This is a genomic window from Raoultibacter timonensis (assembly GCF_900240215.1).
GTDB classification, from domain to species: Bacteria; Actinomycetota; Coriobacteriia; order Coriobacteriales; family Eggerthellaceae; genus Raoultibacter; species Raoultibacter timonensis.
Map to the genome: position 1 here is coordinate 614164 of NZ_LT964679.1, position 15770 is coordinate 629933.

General features: G+C 59.6%; 15 protein-coding genes and 1 tRNA gene. 12 read left to right on the forward strand and 4 right to left on the reverse strand.

The genetic code is table 11. The features are described from left to right. Positions 1-14 precede the first annotated feature (14 nt). The 6 genes from C1722_RS02650 to C1722_RS02675 all read left to right on the forward strand — a co-directional run bounded on the left by C1722_RS02650 (position 15) and on the right by C1722_RS02675 (position 6493). Positions 15-482: a DUF3995 domain-containing protein gene (locus C1722_RS02650; RefSeq protein ID WP_180995007.1), complete on the forward strand. Its 468-nt coding sequence runs from the start codon at positions 15-17 to the stop codon at positions 480-482. A gap of 97 nt (positions 483-579) precedes the next feature. Then, positions 580-1206 carry a helix-turn-helix domain-containing protein gene (locus tag C1722_RS02655; protein WP_102377871.1) on the forward strand — a complete coding sequence of 209 codons (627 nt, stop codon included), beginning with the start codon at positions 580-582 and terminating at the stop codon, positions 1204-1206. A gap of 38 nt (positions 1207-1244) precedes the next feature. After that, positions 1245-1919, forward strand: coding sequence for a phosphatase PAP2 family protein (locus C1722_RS02660; RefSeq protein ID WP_102377872.1), 675 nt, complete (start codon positions 1245-1247; stop codon positions 1917-1919). A gap of 108 nt (positions 1920-2027) precedes the next feature. Beyond that, positions 2028-2579, forward strand: a complete 552-nt coding sequence (locus tag C1722_RS02665) for an HdeD family acid-resistance protein (protein ID WP_102377873.1) — start codon at positions 2028-2030, stop codon at positions 2577-2579. Positions 2580-2599: 20 nt separating this feature from the next. Continuing rightward, the gene (locus C1722_RS02670) at positions 2600-4666 is read left to right on the forward strand and encodes a copper-translocating P-type ATPase (RefSeq protein ID WP_244902415.1); all 2067 of its coding nucleotides are present in this window, start codon (positions 2600-2602) and stop codon (positions 4664-4666) included. A gap of 171 nt (positions 4667-4837) precedes the next feature. After that, the gene (locus C1722_RS02675; protein ID WP_102377874.1) at positions 4838-6493 is read left to right on the forward strand and encodes a L,D-transpeptidase family protein; all 1656 of its coding nucleotides are present in this window, start codon (positions 4838-4840) and stop codon (positions 6491-6493) included. Positions 6494-6554: 61 nt separating this feature from the next. Here C1722_RS02675 and ybaK read toward each other — a convergent pair whose 3' ends face one another. Further along, a complete protein-coding gene (gene ybaK, locus C1722_RS02680; protein ID WP_102377875.1) occupies positions 6555-7040 on the reverse strand; it encodes a Cys-tRNA(Pro) deacylase in 486 nt (161 codons plus the stop codon). A 14-nt stretch (positions 7041-7054) separates the two neighbouring features. Beyond that, complete coding sequence (locus C1722_RS02685) at positions 7055-7693, reverse strand: flavodoxin family protein (RefSeq protein ID WP_102377876.1); 639 nt, start codon at positions 7691-7693, stop codon at positions 7055-7057. A 166-nt stretch (positions 7694-7859) separates the two neighbouring features. On the opposite strand from C1722_RS02685, the gene murI reads away from it, so the two are divergent. From murI to C1722_RS02705, 4 genes are all read left to right on the forward strand, one after another. Then, a complete protein-coding gene (murI, locus tag C1722_RS02690) occupies positions 7860-8822 on the forward strand; it encodes a glutamate racemase (RefSeq protein ID WP_102377877.1) in 963 nt (320 codons plus the stop codon). A gap of 121 nt (positions 8823-8943) precedes the next feature. After that, positions 8944-9543, forward strand: a complete 600-nt coding sequence (gene rdgB, locus C1722_RS02695) for an RdgB/HAM1 family non-canonical purine NTP pyrophosphatase (protein WP_102377878.1) — start codon at positions 8944-8946, stop codon at positions 9541-9543. A 33-nt stretch (positions 9544-9576) separates the two neighbouring features. Next, positions 9577-9653 (forward strand) — tRNA-Pro (locus tag C1722_RS02700). Next, positions 9621-10751 carry a hypothetical protein gene (locus tag C1722_RS02705; RefSeq protein WP_180995008.1) on the forward strand — a complete coding sequence of 377 codons (1131 nt, stop codon included), beginning with the start codon at positions 9621-9623 and terminating at the stop codon, positions 10749-10751. The genes C1722_RS02700 and C1722_RS02705 overlap by 33 nt, the downstream gene beginning before the upstream one ends. A 150-nt stretch (positions 10752-10901) precedes the next feature. On the opposite strand, the gene C1722_RS02710 is transcribed toward C1722_RS02705, so the two are convergent. Next, positions 10902-12047, reverse strand: coding sequence for a hypothetical protein (locus C1722_RS02710; RefSeq protein WP_102377880.1), 1146 nt, complete (start codon positions 12045-12047; stop codon positions 10902-10904). Between the two features lie 803 nt (positions 12048-12850). Here C1722_RS02710 and C1722_RS02715 point away from each other — a divergent pair. After that, on the forward strand, positions 12851-13618 hold the full coding sequence (locus tag C1722_RS02715; RefSeq protein ID WP_180995009.1) for an SAM-dependent methyltransferase: 768 nt from the start codon (positions 12851-12853) through the stop codon (positions 13616-13618). 90 nt (positions 13619-13708) lie between these two features. Here the strand turns inward: C1722_RS02715 and C1722_RS02720 are convergent, their stop codons facing one another. After that, positions 13709-14185, reverse strand: a complete 477-nt coding sequence (locus tag C1722_RS02720; RefSeq protein WP_102377882.1) for a DUF7000 family protein — start codon at positions 14183-14185, stop codon at positions 13709-13711. A gap of 211 nt (positions 14186-14396) precedes the next feature. On the opposite strand from C1722_RS02720, the gene C1722_RS02725 reads away from it, so the two are divergent. After that, positions 14397-15566 carry a DUF3810 domain-containing protein gene (locus tag C1722_RS02725; RefSeq protein WP_102377883.1) on the forward strand — a complete coding sequence of 390 codons (1170 nt, stop codon included), beginning with the start codon at positions 14397-14399 and terminating at the stop codon, positions 15564-15566. Positions 15567-15770: the final 204 nt, after the last annotated feature.

The following is a 15770-nucleotide window of genomic DNA, read 5'->3' on the forward strand; positions in this document are numbered from 1 at the left end:
GACGATGCTCTATAGTGGTTATAAAAGGGAATGCATTCTATTTCGACGAGGGAGCTGTCATCTACTATCTCGGCATCGTAGGATCGGTGATCTTATTCGTCATAACCGGATTCCACGTGTACTGGCTTTTCGGCGGAAAAGCCGGAACGGATCGCTACATCCAAGCCGACAGAAACGGCGATAGGATCAAAATCTCAAAACCCGTCATCCTTGCGACGGCGTTGGTGTTCTTTGCCGCCGCCGTGCTTCCCCTTGCGGCATTGGGAATCGTCGAGATTCCTCTTCCTCGTCCGTTGGTCGACATCGGTCTGGTTTTCGGGATCACCGCGTTCTCCCTCCGCGGCCTGGCGGGCGCGGTTTGGTCGGTTACGCGGCGCAAGCCGAGGGATATATTCCATCGCTGGAACCTTATCCTGTACACGCCCATCTGCATCGTGCTCGCCGTTTCATATTGTGCATGCTACGCAGTGCTTAATTTCTGAAAGCGCGCATCTCGCATTCAAGCGATAAAAATCGCAGGTCATCGCGACGACACGAATCGTGTCTTGCGCTATTGGCGCGCTCGGGCATAATGGGCGCATGGAAAAGCGAAAGAAATTCAGCGAAACGTTGCAAAGCTTGAGAAGGAGAAGTGGGCTCACGCAGGAGCGGCTTGCCGAAAAGCTCTATGTGTCGAGAACCGCCGTTTCGAAATGGGAGACGGGCGGGGGATACCCTGGGCTCGATACGCTTGTGGATATTGCTGCGCTGTTCGACGTTTCGGTTGACGAACTGCTTTCGGGGGCGGAGATAGTCGACATCGCCGAAAGCGAGTCGCGCGAGCGTGCTGCCGGCATGTTCGGCATCGTTGCCGGCGCACTCGATCTCGCCGCCGGTCTGCTGTTCGTGCTTCCTCTCTTCGGCGTTGAGCGGGCTGGCATGGTCCAAACCGTTTCGCTCGTCGAGTACTGCGGCATAACGCAATTCGGTTATTCGTTCGTCTGCGTTGTCTTGCCGCTCGTTATTGCGGGTGCGGCGGAGATCGTCGCTCGGTTGCTTGCCGGAAATCGCTTGGCAAACGGAATGCTCGTCGTATCGGCAGCCATCCATGTGCTCGCCGTCCTGCTGCTTGCGGCAGCGCGGCAGCCGTATGCGACGGCTCTGCTGTTCGTGCTGTTCGTGGCGAAGGCTGCGATTGCCCTGTACACGGTAAGGCGCCTGCGCTGATCGCGGTCGCCTTGCCCGCAAACGGAAGGAATCGATGTATGGAACTTACGATGGCGGCCGAATGGCTCAATACGGCGTTTGCGGGCTACGATCTTGCGATCTTGTCGGCCCTGCACGAACTGGCGGTGCTCGCGGGCTGGTTTTTCACCCCGGCGTTCGTTTTCATCAGCCTGTTTGCTGAAAACGGCATCGGTCTTATTCTGCTTTCCCTCGTACTTATGCTGTTCAGGAAAACGCGTCGAGCGGGGATCTGCATGTTCGTGGCCATTCTCGTCGGCGCGCTCATTACGAACGTGCTGGTGAAGAACTTCGTCGCCCGTCCGCGTCCCTTCGCCGACGAGGCCGGTCTATTCCATGCATGGTGGGTCTTCACCGGGGCGACCGAGGAATCGAGCTTTTCGTTCCCCTCGGGGCATACGACTGCGACGATGGCGGCGATGTTCGCCCTGTTCCTCAGTTTGAAAACCCGGGCGCGGTGGCTGTGCTTCGTTCCCGTCGTGCTCATGGGCCTGTCGCGCAATTACCTTATGGTCCATTACCCCTCCGATATCCTCGGGGGAATCCTTGCGGGGGCGCTTGGGGCGCTCGTCTCGTACTTTCTCGTGCGGGCGTTGTATCGCCGCCTCGGCTACCATGCTGATTCTCGCTTGGCTCGGCTGGTGGCGGGCTTTGACGTCCGCGACGTATTTGTCCGCAAGGAGTCTCTTCGCTAACGGGTTCAAAACGGTTTTCTCCTGCTGATCCGCCGATGCTATCCTTGCATTCGGAAAGCGGTGCCGCGCACGGTCTGCCGCAATGCGAAACTCGGACAAGGAGTCGGTATGAAACGGTTCGTCGAAGCGGTCTCATCGAGCATCGTCGTGCAGGCGGTGCTCGCGATACTGTTCGGATTGCTCTTGGCCGTATGGCCGCAGGCGACCACGGTAACGGTCGTGTACCTGTTTGCGGCATACCTTGCCATTACCGGGGCGGCGTCGCTCGTATCGTACGCCCGGCATCGCAGCGATCGCCCCGGGTATCAGGGAGCTCTTGCGACGGGTATCTTCCTGCTGATCCTCGCTTTGATCGTGTTCGTGTTCCCTGAGGCCGTTGCCGGCTTCTTCTCGCTTCTGCTCGGTATCTTGCTTGCGATGAGCGGCATCGTGAACGCCGTCCGCTCGTTCGAGCTTCGGCGGTTCGGCGGCGGATCGTGGCTGGGGATGCTCATCGTGAGCATCGCTGTGGCGATCGGCGGCGTGGTCGTGATCGTCAACCCCTTCGACACGACGGTTACCTTCGTGCTCGTGCTCGGGTTGCTCCTCATCGCGAAGGGGGTCATCGACCTTGTGATCGTGGGGCTTACCTCGAGCAAGGAGAAAGCGCAATACCGCTGACGGGCGGGGTGCGCGGGCGTATGGACAAAAACGGGAATACCGAAGCGGGCGACGAACGAACGCGCGAGCACGGCTCGCGGGCCGGTCACGCCGGCATGGGCGCCATGACGGGAGGGCATGCGATGCACGGGGGCGATCTGAAGCGCCGCTTCTTCGTGTGCCTGGTGCTCGCCGCGCCCGTGCTCGCGCTTTCCCCGATGATGGGGATCGATCTTCCGTTCCGGATTTCGTTTCCCGGCTCCGACTGGCTCGTTGCCGGTTTGGCTACGATACTGTTCTTCTACGGCGGGAAGCCGTTTCTCGCGGGCGCCGCAAGCGAGCTTAGGGAGAAAAAGCCCGCGATGATGACGCTCATCGCGCTCGGCATTACCTCGGCCTATGCTTACAGCCTCTATGCGTTTGCAGCCAACCTGCTCAATGGCTCTGCCGGGCATGTGATGGATTTCTTCTGGGAGCTCGCTACGCTGATCGTCATCATGCTGCTCGGCCATTGGATCGAGATGCGCGCGGTGTCGGGTGCGGGCGATGCTCTTGAGAGAATGGCTGCGCTGCTGCCATCTAAGGCAAACGTCCGCCAGCCCGATGGGAGCTACGTTGAAACGGAGCTGCCGCAGGTTCGGGTTGGCCAAACCGTTATGGTGAAGGCGGGGGAGAAGGTTCCCACCGATGGAACGATCGAGCAGGGCTCGACGACGGTCGACGAATCGCTCGTCACCGGGGAGTCGAGGGCGGTTGCGAAGACTGCGGGCGATGCGGTTGTCGGCGGATCGCAGAACGGCGAAGGAACCGTGCTCGTCAAGGTTTCCGCAACGGGCGAGAGCGGATACCTCGCTCAGGTTATGGAGCTCGTATCGTCGGCCCAGAGCGAGAAGACGAAAACGGAGGCGAGGGCCGACAAGGTTGCCCGGGCTCTGTTCTACGCTGCAGTGCTCTTCGGGCTTGCGGCCCTTGTCGTGTGGTACTTCATTACGCTTGATTTCGGGGTGGCGCTCACGCGCATGGTCACGGTGCTCGTCATCGCCTGTCCGCATGCGCTCGGACTCGCCATCCCCCTTGTCACGGCGCGCACAACGTCCATCGCCGCAGAAAACGGCTTGCTCATCCGAAGGCGCCAAGCGCTGGAAACCGCAGTTAAGGCTACGGTTGTCATGATGGATAAAACCGGTACGTTGACGGAAGGCGATTTCAAGGTGATCGAGGTGGCTTCGTCCGATTCGAGCCGAACCGATGACGAGGTTCTTTCTCTCATGGCCGGACTCGAGGCATCGTCGTCCCACCCTTTGGCCGCTAGTGTTCTCGCCGAGGCCGCATCGCGCGGCGTCGAGGCGGCGGAGGTGCCCGACGTCCAAACCATCCCGGGTTCCGGCATCGGCGCCACGCTGCCCGACGGCTCATCGACCGCGCTTGTGAACGCGCGCTATCTCGAAGATCGCTCGATCCCCTACGAACCGGATGGGGCTCGCGGTGTGCGGGATGGTGCCTATACGGTGAGCTACCTTGTGGTGGACGGTGCCGTCGCCGGCATCGTCGCTCAGGGAGACGAGATCAAACCCGATGCGGGAAGCGCAGTGCGAAAGATCAAGGAGCGGGGCCTTGTACCCGTGATGCTGACCGGCGATAACGATAAGGTCGCGTCTGCGGTCGCGGCCGAGCTCGGCATCGCCGAGTACCGCTTCGGGCTGCTCCCGCAAGACAAGGAGAGGCTCGTACGCGAGCGACAGCAGGCCGGCGATGTGGTGGTTATGGTGGGAGACGGCATCAACGACGCCCCGAGTTTGGCGCGCGCCGACGTCGGCCTGGCTATCGGTGCGGGAACCGATGTTGCCATCGGATCGGCCGATGCCGTTCTCGTCAGAAGCGACCCCGGGGACATTGTGCGCTTCCTTTCCCTGGCTGTCGCTTCGTCGCGAAAGACCGTGCAGAATCTCTGGTGGGGCGCTGGATACAACATCGTTGCCATCCCGCTTGCAGCCGGCGTGCTCGCTCCCGTCGGCATCGTTTTGAGCCCGGCGGTCGGCGCCGTGCTCATGAGCCTCTCGACGGTGGTCGTGGCGGTGAACGCGCTCACACTCAAGATCGGGCGGTAGCTTCCCGCTTCCTGCAGCCCCGTTTTCCGTGAGCGGGGCGCGCAAACCGCCCGCTGGTCCCACAGGGACGCTCGTCAACGAAATCTTGCAACATCCCATTACGTCGCTTTATACGGCATCCGTCCTGTTACAATGAATGCCAGTGTTGACGTATTGAAAAAGTAAGGTCTTATGGATAAGAATAAAAAGGCGAAGCTCAAGGCGTCAAAGGGGAGGCATGCTGCGAAGGCGAAAGCCGAAAGCGAGGCGCAGAGCGCTCGTCCGCCGGTGGAGATCGGTGCCGATGGGAGGGCGTCGGCTGCCGCCCGAAGCCCGGAGCCCGGTGAGACGATATCGCCCGATCCGGGTGCCGTTCCCGTGCAAATCCAGGAGCAGCCGTTTGTCCTCGCCGATACGGGCAAGCGCCCGGGCAAACGCGGGCGCAAGGTGCTCAAAGCGTTCGGCATTCTGCTCGGCTCGATCGCGGGCCTCGCCGTTATCGCTTACGCGGCCGGTTGCTTCTACTTTGCCGATCGGTTCTTTCCCAACACCGTCATAGGCGATTTCGACGTATCTTTGCAGACGACGGCAGAAGCGCAGGAAACACTGCAGGCGGGATTGGCCGACTACCGTATCAAGGTCGAGGGGCAAGGCCTCTCGTTCGAGCTTGGGGCGCAGGATGCGGGGCTCACCCTTGATGGCGACGAGATATTGGCAAAAGCGCTCGGAGACGGTCATATGTGGACATGGCCGTTCGAATTGCAAAAGCATCACGACGAGAGCGATAAGCTATCTGCGGAATTCAGCGAAACTTCTCTCGACGGAGCCGTGAGGCAGCGCGTCGAGGCGTTCAACGAAGATGCGACGCCACCCGAAGACGCGACGGTCGGCTATGCCGATGACGCGAAGAAGTTTCAGGTTGTGCCCGAGAAGCTCGGCACCGCGCTCGATCCCGACGCGGTGGTCGAAGCGGTCGGGAATGCGATGGCTTCGATGGCCCCCAAGGCAACCGTCGGGGCCGATTCTCTGCTGAAGCCGCCGATCCTTTCCGACGATCCCGCGCTCGCTGCGGCATGCGATGACGCCAATGCGCTCATGGCGGCCGATTTTACGCTCACGACGGGTGGAACGCAGGCGGCTGCCGTCGGTCCCGATCAGATATCCTCCTGGATCGTGTTCGATGAGAACCTCGAGGCGTCGCTTGACGAGGGGCTCATGATCGCGTGGATCGAGGAGTTGGCAGCGGGTTTCAATACGGTCGGATCCGAGCGCACGTTCACGCGGCCTGACGGCAAGGTGGTTACGGTTGCGGGGGGAACGTACGGCTGGTCGGTCGACCACGATACGCTTCTGACGGTTGTGCGCGACGGCGTTGCGGGCGGCCAGACGGGGGAGGTGGAGATCCCCGTTTTCCAGAGTGCGGCATTCTATGCCGGAGCCGGTCAGCGTGATTGGGCGGGGTATGTCGATGTCGACCTCTCCGAGCAGTACGCGCGGTTCTACGACAACAACGACAACGTCATTTGGGAGACCGCCATCATCACCGGCGTTCCCAATGCCGAGAAGGCAACGCCTGCGGGCGTGTACTATGTGACCACGAAGGCGAGCCCGACGACGCTCAACACCTACGAGGGCAAGAAGGAGCCGAAGAAGACGGTGGTCCAGTACTGGATGCCGTTCGTCGGCAACGTCATTGGCTTGCATGACGCGTGGTGGCAGCCCGGGTTCGGCGGCACGATGTACCGCGATGGCTACGGGAGCCACGGATGCGTGAATCTGCCGAGCGCGAAGGCCCAAGAGCTCTACGGCATGCTCGGCATCGGCGACGTCGTGGTCGTCCACTGGTAGGTGTCCGATTTTTACCGCCGCGTAGATCGGTGCGGTTCGCTGCGATGTGCCGGCTTGCGTGCTAGCGCACGGTAAGATCGGCCGTCGTGAGATCGACTACGCGCTCGAGGTCGCCGAGCGGCACTTCGATCTGGGTTCCGATGCGTCCTCCCGAAAACACGATGCGGTCGAACAGGATGGCGGTTTCGTCGACGACGGTTGCGAAGGTCTTCTTCATTCCGATGGGGGAGCATCCCCCGTGGATGTAGCCGGTGAGCGGCAGCAGCTCTTTCGACTTGATCATGGCGATCGATTTCTCGCCGACGGCTGCGGCCGCTTTCTTCAGGTCGAGCTCTTCGGCGACGGGGATCATGAACACGTAATGCTCTCGGGACCGCCCTTCGGTGACGAGCGTTTTGAATACCCGTTCGGGGTCGAGGTCGAGCAGGCGTGCGACCTCGACCCCGCTGAGCGCTTCGGGGCATTCGAAGATACGCGAGACGTACTCGACGCCGGCAGCATCGAGTACGCGCATCGCGTTGGTTTTCTGGTCGTGGGGTTTGGGCATGGCGGCGTTTGGCTCTAGGCGGTCGGCCTGATGAAGTTGGTTGCGATCTTTGCTTCCATCTGGGGGTGATCGCCGCCCGCTTCGCGATCGGCCTCGATGCAGCGAAGCATCCAAGCCATGTTCTTGCCGAGCATCCGCATGGTTTGCAGTCCCTCTTCGTCTTGAAGCACCTGCTCGGCGCTCTGCCCGTGCACCATCGGCCAGTACGTGCTGGAAACGACGGGCATCTTGTTGATCTGGAAGTACTTGTTGATCTGATCGATCGCGGGCGTTGTGCCCGCGCGGCGGGCCGAGGCGATGCCCGCGGCGGGCTTGAACTGCATGAGCGCTCCTCCTGCGTAGAGCATGCGGTCGAGCACGGCGAGCAGAGCTCCGTTGGCTCCCGCGTAGAAAACTGGCGTTCCAACCAGGTAGCCGTCGGCGCGCTCGGCCTTTTCGAGCAAACGGTTGACCACGTCGTCATCGAAGATGCAGCGGTTGTTGCCGAGCTTGCTGCAGCCCCCGCATCCGATGCAGCCGCGCAGCGGATCTCTGCCGATCCAGGCGATCTCGGTTTCGACTCCCTCGGCTTCAAGGGAGCGTGCCGCTTCCGCAAGCGCCGTGTACGTGCAGCGATCTTCGTTGGGGCTTCCGTTGATGAGCAGAACCTTCATGTGCTTTCCTCGTCTTTCCAAGTGCGGGCGCCGCAATTTGCCCGAGGCCCTGCGGCCGCGTGGCGGCGCCCAAGCGCGTATACGTTTCACGTTTAGATTAGCAGATACTATGGCTGATGCGGCGGTTTTGTAACAAGCCGCATACCCTGCGCTATACTGGGCAACCATGAGCGATCGGATTTCACAACCATCCCCTGCGGACAGCCGCCCTTCCTACGTGCCCGCCTTTACCGCCTTCGGCGACGGGTACTGTCGTCCGGGCGGCGAGTTCGACAACGCCCCCATCGGGATCTTCGATTCCGGGTACGGCGGCCTTACCGTGGCGCGCGAGATCGTGAAGGCTCTGCCCGACGAGAGCATCGTGTACTTCGGCGATACGGCGCGCTGCCCCTACGGCCCCCGCTCGCTTGATGAGGTGGACGGGTTCGTGCAGCAGATCGGCGCGTGGCTTATCGAGCGGGGCGTCAAGATCGTCGTCATTGCGTGTAATACCGCGACCGCGGCGGGTCTAACGCACGCGCAGCAGGCGTTTCAGGTGCCGGTGGTCGGCGTCGTGGAGCCGGGCGCTCGCGCCGCGGTTCATGCGACGACGAACCGGCATGTGGGCGTGATCGCCACCAAGGGCACGATCGAGTCGGGCGCCTATGCGGGCGCGATACGCAACCTCGATGCGGGCATCACGGTGTTCTCGGTGCCGACGCCCCGCTTCGTCGAAATCGCCGAGCAGGGCATCCGCATGACCGAAGGGCCCATCGAGGATTTCACGTCGCTCGCATCGAACGTGTACATCAGGCCTGCGTTCCAGGAGATAGCCAAGGAGTACCTCGAGCCGCTCAGGCGCTGCGAGATCGATACGCTGGTGCTCGGCTGCACGCACTTCCCGCTGCTCAAGGCGCTTATCGGGGGAGTGGTCGGGCGCGATGTGCTGCTCATCTCGTCAGCGAAGGAGGCGGCGAAAGACGTTGCCGAAATCCTGACACGACGAGGGAAGAGGGCCGAATTCGGCCACGAGGCAGCATACGAGTTCTTCACGACGGGCGATGATGTGGGGGAGTTCGAGCGGTTCGGTGCGCGCGTTCTGCGGATGCCGCTCGGCTCGGTTTCGCATGTCGATGTTGGGAGCCTGTAGGGCTTCCGTCCGTCAGGCGAACGTCGTGGGCGTTACACGGTGCAGTTGCTGGTTCTCCACGATGCACGGCGTGGCGGGGCCTGCTTCGCGCAGAGGAACGAGGAAGATGCAAGGAGCAACCATGAAGAAAGTCGTCATAGCAAGCAACAATGCCCATAAAGTCGAGGAAATCAAGACGGCACTCGATTTCGAGGGATGGGAATTCTTTACGCTCTCCGAACTCGGCATCGAGTCGGACCCCGAAGAGGATGCCGATACCTTCGAGGGCAACGCCCGCATCAAGGCTCGGGCTGCTCATGCCGCTGCAGGATGCGCGGCGCTTGCGGATGATTCGGGCATTGCCGTCGATGCGCTCGACGGTGCGCCCGGCGTCTATTCGGCACGCTACGCCGGCGAGCATGCGAGCGATGCGGACAACAACGAGAAGCTCTTGCGCGAGCTTTCCCAAGTTCCCGATGAGCTGCGAACGGGGCGCTTCGTGTGCACCCTCGTGTTCGTCGACGAAGACGGTGCAGAAACGGTTGCCCACGGCACGATCGAAGGCCATGTGGGGCGCGAGCCGAAGGGCGACGAGGGCTTCGGCTACGATCCGCTGTTCTATCCCGATCTGTTCGACGGGAAGCGGACGCTTGCGCAGGTGAGTCAGGACGAGAAGAACTCGGTCTCGCATCGGGGCAATGCTTTGCGTGAACTTAAGGCAAAACTTGCGGCATGCATCTGATCTTCTGATATAATTCAAAAGCTGTTCTGGCGTCGGGACGTGGCGCAGTTTGGTAGCGCGCCTGCTTTGGGAGCAGGATGTCGCAGGTTCGAATCCTGTCGTCCCGACCATTCGACTGCCCCGAACAAGCACTTTTTCTAAGTCTTTTCAACAACGAACGCTATTGTAGGCAAGACGCCTTGCGCTTGCGCTTCTTGCTTTTGGCTTTGGGCGGCGGATGCACGATCGGAGCTTCGATGACAAACGAGTTGCTTTCCCTCAGCGAGCCGTGGCTGCAATACGCTATCAGAATCAATCTGCTTGACCAGAACGCAGGTGATCTAGCGGCCCTGAGGGAAGAGGCGTTGCTGGATTCCAAGATACAGCGGTCCCTGAGGATCGTCGCTGGCTATCACAGTACCTTGGTGACCAATCACAAGAATCTCGATTTGCCCATCCATAAGCTTTTGTTCCTGCTGGATCTCGGGTTCGATACGGGTGTTCCGGAAATCGAGTCGGCCGTTGCGCAGCTGATGGAGCACAGGGACAAGCACGGTGTATACCAATCCTTAACCAATATTCCGAAGCACTTTGGGGGAACCGGGGAAGATGGGTTCGGTTGGTGCCTTTGCGATGCGCCGCTGCTTCTCCTGGCATTGATCGAGGCTGGCGTTTCCTATGAAAAGCACATCCGGCAAGGTGTAGATTATCTGGTCTCCCTCGAGAAGGAGCAAGGCTTTCTCTGCTCGGTCTCGGAGGAGTTCGGTACGTTCAGGGGTCCTGGCAGAAAAGATGACTGCTGCCCGTATGCGACATTGGTAATGCTGAGACTGCTCTCTCGAATCGATGGATACAGGAATAGTGAACCCGCCATCAGGGCGATCGACGCTCTGCTTGATCTGTGGGAGCGTAGCCGAGAGAGGCATCCCTATATGTTTTATACGGGTACCGACTTCAGAAAACTCAAGGCTCCAGCTATCTGGTACGACATCGTAGGCGTCGCCGACTGCCTCAGCGTATTCGAGTACGCGAGAGCCGATGCGCGATTCGGCGAAATGGTCGAGATAATCAGGAGCAAGCAGGACGAAGACGGGCTTTTCACTCCTGAATCCGTTTATCAGAGGTCCAAAGGATGGGACTTCGGACAGAAAAAGACCGTATCGCCGTACCTGTCCTTTTTATGCCTGCGGATCCTTAAACGTTGCGAAGACCAGCTTCCGCAAGCTTGAGCCGGCCGTTTGCGGATCACGTCGCCCCTCGATTTCGCAAGACAACGGTAATGCACGCTTTTGTCAAGGAAAACCGCTAGAGTAAGCAAGGAATGCTTGACAAAAGCGTGCATTAATTGGCTAGCGTGGATATGGTGCACGACCAAGGAATCATACCTGTCTACAGCGTGGAACATGGGCGGCCTCGAGGATGCGGCGCAGACGCTCAGGCTGCATGAGGTCGCTCCAGTCGATCCGCACGAAACGAAACCCAAGGTTTCCTATGGCGTTTTGCCTTCTTCGCTCCCTTTCCAAAACCTGACTGTAGTTTTGTTGATACTTTACCCTTCCGTCGAACTCGATGATGACCGAGCCGTTGTCCCCGAGCTGCTTGCATTGGAAAAAGCGCCCGAACCTGCTATCGCTTTGATAAAGGTTCTCCAGCACTGCATCCGAAGGCCAAAGGCCGTCCACGCGGCCGAGAAGTTTCCCGTTTGCGGGGTCGAGGATATTGACCTGCAGATAGGGGATATCGAAGCCAAGCTCGGCGCATCGGGCGATCAGCAGCGACTCGGCCGGCGATTCGGCTTGATCGGTGAAGTACAACCCCGTTTTCAGTGCCTTGCGTACTCCGCGCTTCCCTTTATGCAAAGCGCAGAGCTGCGCAAAGCCAAGCCACGCAAGCTCGGCCTCAGGCGAAATGAACCCGGTCCTGCGCACAGCGCTGTAGGTTGTAAGGAAGTTCGGTTCGTCCCCACGCAGCGTGCCGACATCGAGTGCGGCACGGATGCTCGCCTTGCTGTTTTGAGGGCTTACCGGTTGCCACACGAGGGCTTCGGTTGTTTTTTCGTCAAGGTCCCTGCTTGCGATAAGGCTTCCCTTCGCTTTTTCGGTAGAGCGGCGCAAGAGGTGGTTCGCTGCCAAAAGCGCATCCGGCAGGGGGGATGTGGCCGCGCACTCGAAGAGCGTCTGCGCTACCGAATCCGAGGGCGCCACCAACAGCGCTTCATGAAAAGAGCAGCCAGCCTGCTTGCTCTTCGCATGGCTTCGTGCGCCCCCGAAGTGGAGAGGCGCTCCGCTGAGCACGGGTGCCCCGTCGAGTGCCGCCGCGGTGATCCCCCATGCTCGGAGCTTCGCGTGCGTCGCAAGGAACGCTTCAGCGCGGACGCGGTATTGTTCTGCGAAGGTAAGCGCTGCGTATTCCTGCGTGTTGACGTACGCTCCGCGAAACAAGCGCGTCAGGCGGCGCCTTTTCGCTTGTTGCTGCAGGGCCTGCCTGCTCAAGTTCGAATTTGAATGGGTGATGATATCGGGCATGGCGCCTTCTTCCTTGCGTGAAAGCCGGTGTTCCCATTAAAGCACGACTTTGACAAGCATAAGTATGCAAATTTGGCCGATCTGCTTGTCAAAGTCGTGCATTAGCAAGCATGCAATGCGATGCTGGGCAGAGCGGGTGCAGATCGCTTCGCCAAAGGCCCCGTTTGATCCTGCTTGGACGAATCGGCCGTCTAAAGATCGGGATCTGGCTCCATATGTTTGTTTGCTAGGGAAAGTCAAGCGGCTCTCTTGTCGGGTTGGGGCCGTCCGGCGCCCGCCTTGACGTCAATGCTATCGGTTGCCACCCAGGAGTTCCGCTATCGGCGCTATCGACGAGCCCTTTTCTCGCTGCTATGCGAGCAGCCTATTGCGACACCTCTATGTTCCAGTCGAAGATGTCGAGGGAAACCGTTTTCGATGGAAGGTCGCGTCCCTGCGAAAGGTAATATCCAGCAGCAGGAACGTTTCGTCGAGCAGCGTGTTTCGGTCGACGATGGATCCGAAAACCTGCTCCTTGTTTTCCTCCTGCATCAATAGCGGAGATGGGTGCTACGATGATGTTGTAACTGTCTTTTCGGGCATCGCTCTCGCTTACCCATGCGATGCCGATTCGCTTGGGCGACTGTGAGTACTGTACTATGTTACACTTAATTCTCGACAGGCATCTTCCCGATACGACAATGAAAAGCTCTCTCAAAAGGGTGTCTTTCGTGCTGTTTCCAGGAGTCGTTAAACACACGAAGGATGCATCGGATCGATTCCCCGTTTTACTTATCGGCAAAAGCAACGGAAGGGGCCTTCTGATGGAAGATAATTTGCATGAAGTCGCAAAAGTGATGGGCGTGAACGAGCGGGACGTCAGCGCACTGTCCAAAATCCCTTTCGAGGGCAATATGATGAATCCTTGGGGCGATGAGTTCCCCGGTGTTTTTCGCACATTGGGCCTAACCCCTCATAAAACGGTGTTGGATATCCCGTGCGGGCAAGGTGGCGTTTCGGTGTATCTCGCTCGGGAATACGGCGTAACGGTTGACGGCTACGACCTAGTGCAGGGCTTTGTCGAGAAGGCGAACGAGCATGCGGCGAGCTGCCGGGTCCGAGAGCTCTGCGAGTACCATGTAGGCGATATACGAGCGGCCCTTGGGAAAGGCAAGGAGTACGATCTGCTTCTCTGGAGCGCGCCGCCTCATATATGGGAAGACTACAAGCGGACCATCGAGAATCTGAGAAGATGCGTGAAACACGGAGGCTATCTGGTCATCGCGGATGCCTATTTGTATTCAGACGAACACAAAGCGACGTACCCCGATTACGAAACGCTTTCCGAGACGGTCGAGGCGTTCACGGAGTTCGGTGATAGGGTAGTGCAGTGCCATGACTACCGGGATGCCCTTTGGGCGAAAAATTACCGCACCGATAAGGAGGCCGTCGAGGCGGCGATAGAGAATGCTGAAAGCTTGGAGGAAAGGGAATCTTTGATGAGATACCTTGAAGAGCTCACCGAAAGCGAATCGGCCGATATCGAATGCTTGGGGCTCTACCTTGCGGTCCTGCAGATTCAGAAGAAGTGACGTTTCGCACATTGCAGCTTATCGAGGATGAGCGCTCACGGAACGCCATGGCTGCCCTTTTGCTGAGAAAAGCTTCCGACTCCGAATGATTCATACGATGTGCGGTCTAATATCGTCGATGATCCGCAGCGCCGATTGCTCGATCCGATCCGAAAGAGCGGGAAGGTCGCTGAAATCGGGGTCGTCGACGAGTACCGTTTCGAGTACCGAATAGTGGGGCATGTCCTCGATGCCTTCGTTCCATTCGGTATCTTTGAGCAGGTTCCAGTATGCCTTCTGTGTTGCTTCATTCTGTCCCATGAGCCACAGCTCGAAGCGCATGTTCCGGTGGTTCAGGATGATCCCGTAGCGGAGCTCTCTGCTCCGGAGGAAATCGTCGGAGAACGCAAAGTACGTATAGTCGAGGTAGCCGGGCGATACGTTTCTCACCGTGTAGCCGTCTATCCGCGAAAACTGCCTGCGCAGCGACATGACGAACCTGACGAGCGCCTTGTAGGCGATTTGCGTCTCGCCGGTCTGCAAGCGCTCCTGGTATATCGCTATGCACTCGCTGACGTTTTTCTTCATGGACGCATTCCTTTTCCGTGATGCCGGTCGAAGCGGGCGCGCATTCGTCGCCACAGCGCAGCACGAGCGATGTGGAGCATCCGTCGCAGGCACGCATATCCGGAAGGTCTTTCCTATCATGTAAGTATACCGTACGGTCGACTTTTCGCGGACGCGGCGGGAGGCGGGCTATAATGGACGCCCAAGCGAAACCTACCACGCGGAGCGTGATATGAAGAAGTTCTTTCTCAAGCGGATGCTGTGCATCCCCCTCGGTATCGTCGCGCTCATCGCGACGTGGTACGCCCGTGCCAATCCCGATTGGACGGAGCAGGTGTTCAGCCGATCGGTGTATCCCGCCCTGTCTTCGGCGGTGGGCTTTCTTCCGTCGCTCGTGAGCTTTTCGGTGGCCGAGTGGGTTGCCGTGCTGTTCCTCCTGTTCTGCCTCGGCTATATCGTCTACTACGTCCGTAAGATCGTCAAAGGCGAAGGCGGGCGCAGCGTACCTTCGACGCAAGGCGAAGCGGCAAAAGCATCGAGCGGCGGACGCGGTATGATCGCCTATCGCGGCATCATGGGTGCGGTTGCGATATGCTGCGTGGTGTACTTCCTGTTCACGTTTTTGTGCGGGCTGAACTACTACCGTTACACGTTCACCTCCTACACCGGCTATGATGTGGAGCAATCCGAGCAGGGGACGGAAGAGCGCCGTGACGAGCTCGTGCAGCTGTGCACGACGCTTGCGGACGGCATGGGCCAGGCGAGAGAAGAGCTGGGAAGCGATACCGACCCCTATACCGCCGATCCCGGAGATTTCGAGCGTTATGCGCGCGAATCGGTGTCGGCGATCGAGGAGCTCGCCGAGCAGTATCCCGTCTTGGACAGGCCGCTGTACTCGCCGCCGAAGCCGGTGCTTATGTCGGGGTTGCTGTCGGATATGGACATAGGAGGCATATTCGTCCCGTTCACGATGGAATCGAACATCAACGTCGATGGGCCGTTCTTCACGATCCCCTCGACGATGGCCCATGAGCTTGCGCATCAGTGCGGATTCATGCGCGAGGACGAAGCGAACTTCATAGCGTATCTGGCGTGCAGGGAATCAGACGACCCCCTGATGCGCTACAGCGGGTATCTGCTGGCGTTCGACCGATCCCTTGCCGCCCTGAGGAAGGTCGATCCCGAGGCGGCCTCGGCGATAAAGGCGAGCCTGCCCGAGGCGGTGCTGCGCGATATGGCGCAGCGCGAGCGGTTCTGGGCCGAGCACGAGGGAATCGTCTCCGACGTGTCCAACGCCGCCAACGACACCTACCTCAAAGCCAACAACCAGACCCATGGGGTGCAGAGCTACGGCAGGATGGTCGAGCTGCTGCTGGCAGAGCAGCGTGCTGCTGCCGAGTAGCCCGCAGTGCGCGAACCCGCAGGTCGGATCAAGCCCTCATCCCGCTTCACCGCTCTCGGGATAGGTGCCGTGCCACGCAGGCCGCGCTTCGCGCTGTCCGGCTGGCGGCGCAGCGAATGCTCGGTCGTGTGTGATACAATCTTTCCCGTGAAAAGCCCGGGGACTTTCTCGTCTCTAATATGGAATATCTTCCATAAATATGAG

Bases quoted from the DNA above. Each gene is read 5' to 3' on its own strand.
- C1722_RS02655 (WP_102377871.1), top strand. From the start codon at position 580: ATGGAAAAGCGAAAGAAATTCAGCGAAACGTTGCAAAGCTTGAGAAGG.
- C1722_RS02660 (WP_102377872.1), top strand. From the start codon at position 1,245: ATGGAACTTACGATGGCGGCCGAATGGCTCAATACGGCGTTTGCGGGC.
- C1722_RS02665 (WP_102377873.1), top strand. From the start codon at position 2,028: ATGAAACGGTTCGTCGAAGCGGTCTCATCGAGCATCGTCGTGCAGGCG.
- C1722_RS02670 (WP_244902415.1), top strand. From the start codon at position 2,600: ATGGACAAAAACGGGAATACCGAAGCGGGCGACGAACGAACGCGCGAG.
- C1722_RS02675 (WP_102377874.1), top strand. From the start codon at position 4,838: ATGGATAAGAATAAAAAGGCGAAGCTCAAGGCGTCAAAGGGGAGGCAT.
- ybaK (WP_102377875.1), bottom strand. From the start codon at position 7,040: ATGCCCAAACCCCACGACCAGAAAACCAACGCGATGCGCGTACTCGAT.
- C1722_RS02685 (WP_102377876.1), bottom strand. From the start codon at position 7,693: ATGAAGGTTCTGCTCATCAACGGAAGCCCCAACGAAGATCGCTGCACG.
- murI (WP_102377877.1), top strand. From the start codon at position 7,860: ATGAGCGATCGGATTTCACAACCATCCCCTGCGGACAGCCGCCCTTCC.
- rdgB (WP_102377878.1), top strand. From the start codon at position 8,944: ATGAAGAAAGTCGTCATAGCAAGCAACAATGCCCATAAAGTCGAGGAA.
- C1722_RS02705 (WP_180995008.1), top strand. From the start codon at position 9,621: ATGTCGCAGGTTCGAATCCTGTCGTCCCGACCATTCGACTGCCCCGAA.
- C1722_RS02710 (WP_102377880.1), bottom strand. From the start codon at position 12,047: ATGCCCGATATCATCACCCATTCAAATTCGAACTTGAGCAGGCAGGCC.
- C1722_RS02715 (WP_180995009.1), top strand. From the start codon at position 12,851: ATGGAAGATAATTTGCATGAAGTCGCAAAAGTGATGGGCGTGAACGAG.
- C1722_RS02720 (WP_102377882.1), bottom strand. From the start codon at position 14,185: ATGAAGAAAAACGTCAGCGAGTGCATAGCGATATACCAGGAGCGCTTG.
- C1722_RS02725 (WP_102377883.1), top strand. From the start codon at position 14,397: ATGAAGAAGTTCTTTCTCAAGCGGATGCTGTGCATCCCCCTCGGTATC.